The sequence below is a fragment of the Catenulispora sp. GAS73 genome, from assembly GCF_041262085.1.
Taxonomy (GTDB): Bacteria; Actinomycetota; Actinomycetes; order Streptomycetales; family Catenulisporaceae; genus Catenulispora.
In genome coordinates this window covers 36,820-48,595 of the sequence record NZ_JBGCCM010000030.1, presented here as the reverse complement: position 1 = coordinate 48,595, position 11,776 = coordinate 36,820, and the positions used below count along the sequence as shown (strand labels likewise).

Genomic DNA, 11,776 nt, shown 5'->3' with positions numbered 1-11,776 from the left:
GCGCCGTCGACGCGCTCACCTCTAGTTCCCCGTGCCGTACTGCTTGGCGATGCCCTCGTAGAAGTCACGCAGTTGGTTGCCGCCGCTGTTCTGCCACGTGGTCAACGCCGACTGGTAGTCCGACACGCTCTTGCGCCCCATCCGCACATCGGTGATGACCGCCTCTAGCGCCGTACTCGCCTTCGCGGTCTGGGACGGCTCGCTGATGTTCATCGCGTAGAACATGGGCTTGTAGGCGTGCTGGGCCATGTCGGCCTGCCAGGCCGCGTAGTCCTTCGTGATCTGGTTGTAGCCGGAGTTGAAGGTGACCGCCTGGCAGTTGGCCAGCTGGTCCAGGGTGTCGGTGACGTCCTTGTTGCCCTGGTCGGTGAGGATCGGCGCGCCGTCGGTCATCGTGAAGTCGACGCCCTCCTTGCCGTACCGGGCGATCAGGTATTCCGCGCTGCCGAAGGGGGCGGCGAGGTAGTTCGCGATCCGCAGCAGTTCTTTGACCTGGGCGTCGCTCAGCTTCTTGTTCAGGTAGGAGAACATCCCGGCGCTCGGATAGAGCGGCATCGACGCGGTACCGCCGTCGAAGGCGAAGACCTTGAATGCCTGACGCTCATAACCTGGGTTCGCCGCGACCCCGCTCTGCGAGTCGCCCTTGTTCCACGACCCGCTGCCGTCGCCGGTGATCACGGTCTTGCCGGCCCAGAAGCGGTTCTTGGCCTTCGAGGAGTCGCCGGCCAGCGCGTCGGGATGGATCAGACCGCCCTTGGCCAGGGAGCTGGCGAAGCTCAGCATCTCCAGGAACTCCGGCATCTCGTAGCCGTTGACCAGCTTGCCGGTGCTGTCCCGCTTCCATCCGGTGCGGCCGTTGTTCGCCGGCACGTTGAAGAGCTGATAGAGGTACATGCCCAGGTCGTCGAACGCGTACTGGCCCTTCGCTGGGACGGTGACCTGCTTGCCGGCCGCCTTGAGCTGGTCCGCGGACTTGATCGCGGAGGCGTCGACGCCGGCGGCCTTGAAGAGGTCCGCGCGATAGAACAGCGCGCCCGGGATGGTGGCGGCCGAGGTCCACAGCGGAATGCCGTACAGCTTGCCGTTCCACACCGCGGCCTGCCAGCCGCCGGTCGGGATGGCCGCGAGGTTCGGGTAGTCCAGCACCTTGTCCCCGGCCAGGTAGGGGGTCAGGTCCTTGAAATACTTGTCGACGCCCTCGGCGAAGTTCTGGATCGCGGAGACGTTCCAGCCGGGAACGTCCAGCCAGTCCGGGATGTTGCCCGAGGCGAAGCGCGTGGCCAGCATCGTGGCGTAGTTGTTGCCGTCCGACGGGCTGTCCGTCAGCGTCGCGCCAAGCGCCTGGTTCACCGCGGTGTAGTAGCTGTTGCCCGGCGCCGGGACGGAGCCCCACAGCGGCGAGACCGCCTGGTAGGAGCCACCGCTGCCAACCGCACCGGTCACCGACTTCGGCGGCGAGGCCGGATAGGACAGGAACGCCGGGTCGCTGGCCGAGCCGTTCGCGCCGGAGACCGAGGGGATGTCGGGGGTGACCGCGGTGCTCGCCTTGTAGGTCGGGAGCACCGCCTGCACCGCGCTCTTCGCGGCGACGCCGCTCTCCTTGGTCGCGGCCTTGCCCGAGCCGCACGCGGACAGCAGCGGCGCGGCGGCTACAGCACCGCCGAGAGCCGCGGAGGTCTTGAATATCTGGCGGCGGGAGAAGCCGTCGGAGCTCGCCATGGGACCCTCCATATCGAAACAGACATGCCTGATTGAGTGAAACGTGGAACCTCACGCGCCAAGGGTCAGCACCACGGTGTCGCCCTCGGCCTGCACGGCTTTCGCTCCGGGGAGTTGAACCCGCCAGTCGTGCGCGCCGCCGGAGGAGGTCACGCGGATCTCGCGGCCCTTCCTCGTCGTGGTGAACGTGGCCAGCACTGTGCCGTCCGCGGCCGGGATGGTCGTGGAGACCTCGGCGCCGTCGTCGAGCTCGAACACCCGCAACGTGACGCCCGCGGCGTAGTCGTACTCCGGCCCGTCGTCGACCGCGCCGATCGGGATCACCGATCCCGGCCGCGCCAGCAACGGGACGCTGTCGAACCCGTGCTGCTCGGCGGCCCAGCGCGGCCCGACGAGCTTGTCCCCCGTGAGCAGGTGCGTCCACGTGCCTTCGGGCACGTAGTACCGCACCGTCCCGTCGGCGGTGAACACCGGCGCGACCAGCAGGTCGTCGCCGAGCATGTACTGGCGCTCCAGGTGCGTGCACGCCGGATCGTCGGGGAACTCCAGCACCATCGCCCGCATCACCGGCAGGCCGCCGGCGACCGCCTGCTCCGCGCTCTGGAGCAGGTACGGCATCAGCCGGGCCTTGAGCTTGGTGAAGTGCCGCAGCACGTCCACCGCCTCCTCGTCGAACAGCCAGGGGACGCGGTAGGACTCGTGGCCGTGCAGCCGGCTGTGCGAGGACAGCAGCCCGAAGGCGATCCAGCGCTTGAACACCGCCGGATCCGGCGTGCCCTCGAAGCCGCCGATGTCGTGGCTCCAGTATCCGAAGCCCGACAGGCCCAGGGAGAGCCCGCCGCGCAGGCTCTCGGCCATCGCCTCGAACGTCGACTCGCAGTCGCCGCCCCAGTGCACCGGGAACTGCTGCGAGCCGACCGTCGCCGAACGGGCGAACACCAGCGCCTCGCCCTCGCCGCGCCGCTTGCGCAGCAGCTCGAAGACGGTCTGGTTGTAGTAGTACGCGTACAGGTTGTGCACGCGCTCGGGGTCGGAGCCGTCGGCGTAGGCCACATCGGTCGGGATACGCTCGCCGAAGTCTGATTTGAAGCAGTCCACGCCCATCTCGACCAGCGCGTCCAGCTTGCCCGCGTACCACTGCCGGGCCTCGGGGTTGGTGAAGTCGACGACCGCCAGGCCGGGCTGCCAGAGGTCCCACTGCCACACGTCGCCGTTGGCCCGCCGCAGCAGGTACCCGGCCGCCTTGGCCTCGGCGAACAGCGGCGAGCGCTGGGCTATGTAAGGGTTGATCCACACGCATATGCGCAGGCCGCGCGCCTTCAGCCGCTCCAGCATCCCGCGCGGATCGGGGAACGTGCGCGGATCCCACTCGAAGTCGCACCAGTTGAACTCGCGCATCCAGAACGAGTCGAAGTGGAACACCGACAGCGGCAGGTCGCGCCGGACCATCTCGTCGATGAACGCTCCGACGGTCGCCTCGTCGTAGTCGGTGGTGAACGACGTGGACAGCCACAGGCCGTAGGACCAGGCCGGAACCCGCGGCGGACGGCCGGTCAGCGCGGTGTACTTGCGCAGGATCTCCCGGGGCGTGGGGCCGTAGATGAGGAAGTACTCCAGGCTCTGGCCCTCGACGCTGAACTGGGCCCGCGCCACCGACTCGGAGGCCACTTCGAAGGAGACCCGGCCGGGGTGGTTGACGAACACGCCGTAGCCGGCGTTGGTCAGGAAGAACGGGACGTTCTTGTACGCCTGCTCGCTGGCCGTGCCGCCGTCGGCGTTCCAGCTGTCCACGGACTGGCCGTTCTTCACCAGCGGGCCGAAGCGCTCGCCGAGGCCGTAGACGTAGGCGTCGACCGCCAGGTCCAACTGCTCGCGGACGAAGTGTCCGCCCTCACCGGTGTCGATCGCGGCCATCGCCTTGGTCCCGCTGCCGGTCAGCCGCCGGCCGTCGGCCAGGAAGTCCAGGCTCCAGCGCGGCCCCTTGGCGATCCGGGCGGTCAGCGCGCCGGAGGTGAAGCTCAGCGCGTCGTCGTCCTCGACGATCACCGGGGTCTCGGGCTCCCCCTCCACCAGCACGAAGTCCGGCTTGCGGTCCTGCCCGGCGAAGTGCGTGACGGTCACCCGCACCACGTCCGGCAGCGGCGCGGCGAACGCCACGGTCAGGGCCGGTCCGCGCAGCAGGTCGTCGCGGTCGCGGAAGCGGTAGCAGGGGGCGTGCACGACCAGCGAGTCCGGCCCGATCTGCCCGTCGAGCACCTGGGCGGGATAGGACGCCTGGACGCCCGGCCGCATCATCCAGTAGCCGTCGGTGAACTTCACAGGACCCCCTTCGGGTCTTCAGGTGCGCTCGATCGAAGCGCTTCGATCTAGAGCGCCGACGCGACTATCGACTCGCTGTCGATGCTTGTCGAAGTTGTCGAAGCGCTTCAATGGTTCGACATCGTAAGGGCGTGCCGATGCGCGAAACAACACCTGGCGGAAACTTTGTCGGCGTCGGGCCGACGAGTTGTTGAAGGGAGGCGGCGGGAGGAGCGATCAGAACGCGGTGATCAGAATGCGGTGATCGACTCCGGCGCGCGTTCGGCGCGGCTCAGCGCACGGATCAGCGCCACAGGGCCGTGCTTGCGAGCAGCGACCGCGGCGAGCAGGCCGATGACGGCGTCCGTCGCCGCGACCGGAACCTCGGGCGTCGGTACCGCGACGCTGACCGCGAGGTCGTCGAGGTGGACGACGAGCTCCATCATGCGGTTGAGCAGCAGGTCGTCCAGCAGCAACGCCGGCGGGCCCCACGGGAACTGCACCAGCCGCCGCTCCGGCTGACCCGGCAGGTCCCGGCGCAGCCGGTCGAGCACGTCAGCGGTCTGGTCGGCCAGCAACTTCGGGCCGACCTCCGCGTACTCCACGCCGCTGGCCCTGATCGTGACGTGGACCTCGCCGTCCGGCTCGGCGTTGAGCCACCTGGCGTTGAGCAGGTGGTCCAGCGCGGCGACCGGCTCGGTGCCGGGGTCGAGGTCGGGGCCGTCCAGCACCTTGGCCACCACGTTCATCTGGCCGGCCAGATGGCCCGCCAGTCCGCTGACGGTGTAGCCGGCCAGGGCGCTGGGCTCGTCCCACGCCTTCGCCACCGCCGGGTACGCCAGCAGATTCGCCGCCGCTTCAGCCGCCGCGAGGTAACTCTCCCTGATCATGAGCTGACCCTCTCCGGCCACGACTGCGACCACGACCACTCGGGCGCCGGACCCCCGACGATGACAGCGAACACGTTCGACACTAGCGTTCTCGCACATGGCATTCGTCGACATGACCTTGAAAGAACTCCGCGACTACCTCCCCGCGCGCACCGAACCCGCCGATTTCGACGCCTTCTGGGCCGCGACGCTCGCCGAAGCGCGCGAGACCGACCTCGGGGCGCGGTTCGAGCCGGTGGAAACCCGGCTGACCACCGTCGAGGTCGAGGACGTGACCTTCCACGGGTTCGGCGGCCAGGCGGTGAAGGGCTGGCTGGTGCGCCCCGCCGCCGCGACGGGACCGCTGCCGACCGTCGTCGAGTTCGTCGGGTACGGCGGCGGCCGCGGTCTGCCGCACGAGCGGCTGGTGTGGGCCAGCGCCGGCTACGCACACCTGACCATGGACACCCGCGGTCAGGGCAGCGCCTGGCAGGTCGGCGACACCCCGGACGACGGGCCGGCCGGCAACTCGTTCCCCGGCTTCGCCACCCGCGGCGTGCTGGACCGGGACACCTACTACTACCGGCGGCTGTACACCGACGCCGTACGGGCGGTCGAGGCCGCGCGCACGCATCCGGCCGTGGACCCGGCCCGCGTCCTCGTGGCCGGCGGCAGCCAGGGCGGCGGCATCGCGCTGGCCGCCGCCGGCCTGGTCTCTGACCTCGCCGGGGTCATCACCGACGTGCCGTTCATGCAGCACATCCGCTACGCGACCGAGATCACCGACGGCTACCCCTACAAGGAGATCGCCGAGTTCTGCAAGGTCCACCGGGACAAGGTGGAGCGCGTCTTCGACACGATCTCCTACCTCGACGGCGTGAACTTCGCGGCGCGCGCCACCGCCCCGGCGCTGTATTCGGTGGCGCTGATGGACGACGTCTGCCCGCCCTCGACCGTCTTCGCCTCCTTCAACCACTACGCGGGACCGAAGGAGATCGAGGTCTACCCGTACAACGGCCACGAGGGCGGCGGGGCGCATCACGTGGCGCGCGCCTTGGAGTTCGCGCAGTCGGTCCGGGGTTAGCCGGTGGTCTCAGTCGCCTGCCGACAGGTGTCTCAGATGCCTGTCGGACGGTCTCAGATGCCTGTCCCGTACTGCTTGACGATGCCGTCGTAGAACGTGCGCAGCGGGTCGCCGGCGTTGGTGACCCAGCTGCTCAGCGCGGCCTGGTAGTCCGAGACGGACTTGCGGCCGTACTTCACGTCGGTGATCACCGACTCCAGCGCCGTGGTGGCCTTCGCGGTCTGCTGCGGCTCTGTGATGTTCATCGCGTAGAACATGGGCTTGTAGGCGTGCTGCACGGCGTCGGCCTGCCAGGCGGCGTAGTCCTTGGTGATCTGGTTGTAGCCGGAGTTGAAGATGATCGCCTGGCAGTTGGCGAGCTGGTCGTAGGTGTCGGTGACGATCTTGTTGCCCTCGTCGTTGAGCGCGGGCCCGGCGGAGGTGATGGTGTAGGTGGTGCCTTCCTTGCCGTACCGCGACACCAGGTACTCCTCGGTGCCGAACGGCGCGGCGAGGTAGTTCGCGATCCGTAGCAGCTCCTTGGTCTGGGCGTCGGTGAGCTTCTTGTTCAGGTAGGAGAACATGCCGGCGCCGGCTCCGAGCCCGATGGTCGGCGTGCTGCCGTCGAAGGAGAAGACCTTGAAGCCCTGCCGGACGTAGTTCGGGTTGGCCGCGACGCCGCTGAGCGCGTCGGCCTTGTTCCAGGCCCCGGTGCCGCCGGCGGAGATGACGCTCTTGCCGGCCCAGAACCGGTTGTCGGCCTTGGAGGCGTCGCCGGACAACGCGTCGGGGTGCATGTAGCCGCTCTTGGCCAGCTTGCTGGCGAAGGCCAGGTACTCCAGGAACTCGGGCTGCTCGTACTTGCTGATCAGCTTGCCGGTCGAGTCGGCCTTGAAGCCGGTGCCGGTGGTGGCCGACGTGATGTTGAAGACCTGGAACAGGTAGACGCCGAGGTCGTCGAACGCGTACTGGCCTTTGGCGGTGTTCGTGAGCTCCTTGCCGAGCTCGAAGAGCTTGTCGGCGGAGGTGATCGTCGAGGCGTCGATGCCAGCGCTCTTGAAGATGTCGGCGCGGTAGTAGAGCAGGCCGGCGAAAAGGCCCGCCGAGGTCCACAGCGGGATGCCGTAGAGCTTGCCGTTCCACACCCCGGCCTGCCAGCCGCCGGTCGGGATGGCTGCGAGGTTCGGGTAGTCCAGCACCTTGTCACCGGCCAGGTACGGAGTCAGATCCTTGAAGTACTTGTCGACGCCCTCGGCGAAGTTCTGGATCCCCTGGGTGTTCCAGCCCGGGACGTCCAGCCAGTCCGGGATGTTGCCGGAGGCGAAGCGGGTCGCGAGCATCGTGGCGTAGGTGGTGCCGTCCGACGGGCTGTCGGTCAGCGTCGCGCCGACGGCCTGGTTCACCGCGGTGTAGTAGCTGTTGCCGGCCGGCGGCACCGAACCCCACAGCGGCGTGACCGCCTGATAGCTGCCGCCGGAGCCGACCGGGCCGGTCACGGACTTCGCCGGGGCCGCCGGGAACGCCAGGAAGCCGGGGTCGCTGGCCGCGCCGTTGGCTCCGCTCACAGGCGGGACGTCGGGGGTGATCAGGGTCGAGGCCTTGTGGGTCGGCAGGACCGACTTGACGGTGCTGGGCGCCGCGGCGCCGCTTTCCTTGACCGCGGCCTTGCCGGAGCCGCACGCCGACAGCAGCGGTGCGGCGGCTATCGCGCCGCCGACGGCCGCGGACGTCCTGAACACCTGGCGGCGGGAGAAGACAGTCGATCTCGCCATGAGACCCCTCCATCGAAACGGACGTACCTGAAATACCTGAATTCGCGTGGACTGTCGAAGCGCTTCAACGTTGCGTTGAGGTTAAGGCAGCTTCAGAAGAGGCACAAGAGTGCGTTGACGCCCGAATCCACTGCTGATCCTCGAACCGATGCCGGTGGTCACCGCGGCGAAGCGCTTCGACGCGAAGGGAGCGCCGGCCGACTACGGCTGGCCGGCGTTACCTGAGGATCGGCACGGCCCGTCAACAGCGGGTCATCCCCCACCGGACCGTCATGGCCCGCTCAAGGCTCCGGACCTAGACTCCGCTTCGAAAGCCCGGCCCCGCAGTGGGTTGTCAGGAACTCTTCCGCACCGCCCTCGGGCTCCCCCCACATCGCTTCTTTTCCGCGTGCCATCGCAGCATCGAAAAGGGGAGTCGCAGCATGCCAGTGCAGATCAATTCCACTCTGATGGAGAACCACGTCGCGGGTCACGCGCCCGTGCCGCAGAAGCAGCTCGCCGTCGTGTACGCCGCCGATCAGTCCCCGGTCCTGTTCGCGGTGGACGACAAGGACCGGCTCACCGTGACCCTGCGCGACCCCGGCCAGACGACGGGGTGGGCGCAGATCCCGCTCTCGGACCAGCTGGCCGGGATCGATGGGCTCGGCGACTCGCCGACGACCCAGAGCTTCGCCGTGTCCCAGGACACCGACGGCGGGCTCTGGCTCGCGTTGGCCGTGTCGGCCGGCGATCCCCGGCTGGAGTCGCACCTCTACACCAGTCCGAAACTGTCCATCGACACCACGCCCGACGACTGGCGCCGGTTCGCCGAGCTGCTCCTGCGCCGGCCGACGCCGGCCGGGGTGGCGTTCTCGGAGCTCGTGCTCGGCAACGGGGACGACGGCCACGGCTTCCCCGGCATCGTGGCGGGGACCCTCATCGCGGCGACCGGCTACGTCGAGTGGTACGTCGTCAACCCCGACCCGTCGGACCCCGACTGGACGTGCGTGCCGTTCAAGATGCCGGACCACACGACGTACACCCTGTCCGTCACCTTCGGCAGCGCGCCCGGCCTCGGGCGCGGGATCTACGCGATGTGCGCCACGACCAACCCCGCGCTGGACAGTCTGACCTTCACCACGCTGCCCACCGTCGACGAGCACGGCGAGCCGCACTGGACCGTGCGCACCTTCGACCTGCCGTACAACTACGCCAGGACGACCACCGTCGCACTCGCCGCACTTCCGGTGAGCAAGGGCGACACCGAGCTCTACCTGTCCGGCGCCGGGCTCCACCGGTACCCGCTGTCCCTGCAGACGGCCAGCAGGCTCGGCGTGCCGATCCAGATCTCGGACAAGACCTTCTTCGGCACGACGTCCCAGCTGGCGGTGTCCTGCGATCCCGCCGCGACGACGATCGACGTCTGGGCCAAGAACGGCTACGACCAGCTCGCGCACACCACCGGCTATCTGAACACCGCGGCCCCCGGGCCCGAGCCGCAGTACACCTGGGACCCGGCGCTGACGCTGGCCACCGAGATCACCGCGCTGGCCGCGTACCGCTCGCCGATGCCGGACGACGGCCCGAACGGCGCCGGCGGCGTTGCCGCGGACGGCCAGCCGACGCAGGGCGCGGTCGCCATCGCGTACATCGACCACCTGGCGCTGATGACCAAGAGCTCCGCCTCGCAGCTGTGGCTGGAGTCGGCGGTCTCGCTGCAGACCGTCGACGTCGCGTTCGACCTGAGCACGTTCACCACGCAGATCACCGTCACGGACGACGACAACATCGCGCTCGCCGACACCCCGGTGCTCATCCGGCCGAGCTTCGACGTGCCGGCGCTGGTCAACGGCAAGTACTACGCCTTGAAGGCGGGCATCCCGAAGTCCGCCGTCACCGACCCGGCTGGGAACCTCACGATCGTGCTGGAGACCAACGACCTGGCCCCGCCGACGTACCAGATCACGATCGGCGACGCGGTGCGGGAGACGGACCCGGCCGCGGACCTGGTCGCCAAGCTGCGGACCATCACGACCCCGGACCAGGTCTACTACGCGCAGCGCAGCGACGGCGGCGCGCTGTTCCCCGACCCGGCCGATCCCGACCAGCTGATGCAGCAGTGCTCCGCCGCCGTCACCGGCATCGAGGGCATGCTGACCGCCTACGACCAGCTCGCCGCCGAGGGCGCGCGGGCCGGCAGCGTCCCTCTGACGCGTCCCCGGCACGGACATGACCTCGCCTCCCGGGTGGGTCGGAACTCGACGTATATCGCCGGCTGCCACTTCGCGCCCGACGGCGGCGTGACGGTGCTCAAGGGCCGCGCCGCCCTGGAGGCGCTACCGGCTCCCGATGCCTGGGAGTGGATCCACAGCATCGGCGACGCCCTCAAGGCAGCCATCGACGGCATCGAACAGGCGGTCTCCTGGACGGTGCACATCGGCGAGGACATCATCAACTTCGTCATCGACCTGGGCGACCGGGTCCTCGCCTTCGTCCTGGACGTGCTGGAGCAGGCGCTCGGGGTCCTCAACTGGATCCTCAGGTCCCTGTTCGGGTTCGACTTGAACGACATCCTCGCCTGGCTCGGGTTCCTGTTCGACTGGGGCGACATCCTGGACACGCACAGGGTGTTCTCCAAGATTCTCGACCTGGTGTACCCCTATGCCATCAGCCTCTCGGAGGCCGCCCGGGCCGACGTCCACGAGGTCCTCCAGTGGTGCAAGACCTCGCTCCTCCCGATCGACGAGGACCATTCGCCCTACCAGGACAAGGCCCGGCACAGCCAGGCGCCGACGGATCCCGGGCTGAACAGCCCGCAGGCCAACTGGGCGAACCGGCAGTTCGAGACGAACGCCCCGGCCACGAGCTACGGCGACGGGAACCCGCCGGACGACGGGAATCCGTTCGCCGATATCAGCGAGCGTGTGGTCGCCGACATGGGGAAGATCGGGGAAGCGGTCGCGGGCACGTTCGTCGACGGCTTCACGTCGATGGACTGGTCCGACGCGCTGAACACGTTCGTGCGCCAGATCGGCGAGCTGTTCTTCGACGACGTCGAGTACATCACGGACCTGATGTTCGACGCGGTCGACGGGTCGGTGAAGGGCTTCCAGGCGATGGCCACCGGGCACTGGGACATCCCGGTGATCACCTGGCTCTACGAGCACATCATCGATCCCGGCGGCCGGCTGTCGCTGCAGGACCTCGGCTGCCTGCTGGCCGCGATCCCGGCCACCGTCGCCGCCAAGGCCGCCACCGGGGAGAACTGCTTCGACAGCGTCACCACCGCCGCCATCATGGACGCCGCCACCTGGCAGGACATGATCACCGCCCTGGCGGACCGGCCCGCGGCCACCGGGGATGACGACGCCGACGCCCTGGCGGCGGCCGCCAAGCAGGTCATGGTCGCCGGCTCGCTGCGCATCGTCGGGTTCCTGTGCTACGCCGCCAGCAACATCCCCGCGGTCAAGCGGAACTACAAGGTGTACGGCGCCTTCCTGCTGGTCAAGGCGATCGCGGACTGGATCGCGTGGGCCAACGGCCTGGGCAACACCGAGACCGTCGAGGAGATCCGGCCGGCTCCGGAGACCGTCGCGGTCGGCGGTCCGTCGCGGCAGCAGCTCGACAAAGTGGTCGTCGTCCTCGGATTCCTGCCCTTGGTCCGCGACCTCTGGCTGTGCCTACAGATAGCGAACAGGGAGTCGATCGTCATCCCGGAGCAGGAGGCGCTCGCGATCATCGAGGTCGGCTACGGCATCACCCAGCTCGCCCTAGCCTCCACGGTGGTCAGCTGGGAGCTCGGCGAGCCCGCGCCGCCGCCCACCGAAGAGGACGACTGGCGCACCATGGTCAACGTCAAGTTCGCCACGAACCTCTCGGGCGCGCTCACCAGCTGCCTGGCCTTCGAGGAGGCGCTGCCGCCGGGCTACGTGCAGACCGGCCTGGCCGTGGTGCGCGCGGCCACCCAGTTGTCCGAGATCGGATGCGGGATCTGGGTGGGTCACAGGGGGATCGAGCTCAAGCAGTCTGACACCGGGATCGGGTGAGCGGAAGCGGGCGCGGGCACGGGCACGGGT

General features: G+C 68.8%; 6 protein-coding genes. 2 read left to right on the top strand and 4 right to left on the bottom strand.

Going from position 1 to position 11,776, the window contains the following annotated elements; genetic code table 11:
- Positions 1-21: 21 nt before the first annotated feature.
- The 3 genes from ABH935_RS36275 to ABH935_RS36265 form a co-directional block, all read right to left on the bottom strand.
- Positions 22-1,719 (bottom strand): Tat pathway signal sequence domain protein, encoded by a 1,698-nt coding sequence (locus tag ABH935_RS36275; protein ID WP_370382495.1) that lies wholly within the window; start codon positions 1,717-1,719, stop codon positions 22-24.
- Positions 1,720-1,770: 51 nt separating this feature from the next.
- Positions 1,771-4,038 carry an alpha-xylosidase gene (gene yicI / locus ABH935_RS36270; protein ID WP_370382494.1) on the bottom strand — a complete coding sequence of 756 codons (2,268 nt, stop codon included), beginning with the start codon at positions 4,036-4,038 and terminating at the stop codon, positions 1,771-1,773.
- Between the two features lie 230 nt (positions 4,039-4,268).
- Positions 4,269-4,907, bottom strand: coding sequence for a maleylpyruvate isomerase N-terminal domain-containing protein (locus tag ABH935_RS36265; protein WP_370382493.1), 639 nt, complete (start codon positions 4,905-4,907; stop codon positions 4,269-4,271).
- 97 nt (positions 4,908-5,004) lie between these two features.
- On the opposite strand from ABH935_RS36265, the gene ABH935_RS36260 reads away from it, so the two are divergent.
- Positions 5,005-5,970 carry an acetylxylan esterase gene (locus tag ABH935_RS36260; protein WP_370382492.1) on the top strand — a complete coding sequence of 322 codons (966 nt, stop codon included), beginning with the start codon at positions 5,005-5,007 and terminating at the stop codon, positions 5,968-5,970.
- Positions 5,971-6,023: 53 nt separating this feature from the next.
- On the opposite strand, the gene ABH935_RS36255 is transcribed toward ABH935_RS36260, so the two are convergent.
- A complete protein-coding gene (locus ABH935_RS36255; RefSeq protein WP_370382491.1) occupies positions 6,024-7,721 on the bottom strand; it encodes an ABC transporter substrate-binding protein in 1,698 nt (565 codons plus the stop codon).
- Between the two features lie 422 nt (positions 7,722-8,143).
- Between ABH935_RS36255 and ABH935_RS36250 the strand changes: the two genes are divergently transcribed.
- Positions 8,144-11,746 carry a hypothetical protein gene (locus ABH935_RS36250; RefSeq protein ID WP_370382490.1) on the top strand — a complete coding sequence of 1,201 codons (3,603 nt, stop codon included), beginning with the start codon at positions 8,144-8,146 and terminating at the stop codon, positions 11,744-11,746.
- Positions 11,747-11,776 lie beyond the last annotated feature (30 nt).

What these genes read in the sequence shown, in the direction of transcription:
- ABH935_RS36265 (WP_370382493.1), bottom strand. Translation starts at nt 4,907, where the DNA reads ATGATCAGGGAGAGTTACCTCGCGGCGGCTGAAGCGGCGGCGAATCTG.
- ABH935_RS36275 (WP_370382495.1), bottom strand. Translation starts at nt 1,719, where the DNA reads ATGGCGAGCTCCGACGGCTTCTCCCGCCGCCAGATATTCAAGACCTCC.
- ABH935_RS36255 (WP_370382491.1), bottom strand. Translation starts at nt 7,721, where the DNA reads ATGGCGAGATCGACTGTCTTCTCCCGCCGCCAGGTGTTCAGGACGTCC.
- ABH935_RS36260 (WP_370382492.1), top strand. Translation starts at nt 5,005, where the DNA reads ATGGCATTCGTCGACATGACCTTGAAAGAACTCCGCGACTACCTCCCC.
- ABH935_RS36250 (WP_370382490.1), top strand. Translation starts at nt 8,144, where the DNA reads ATGCCAGTGCAGATCAATTCCACTCTGATGGAGAACCACGTCGCGGGT.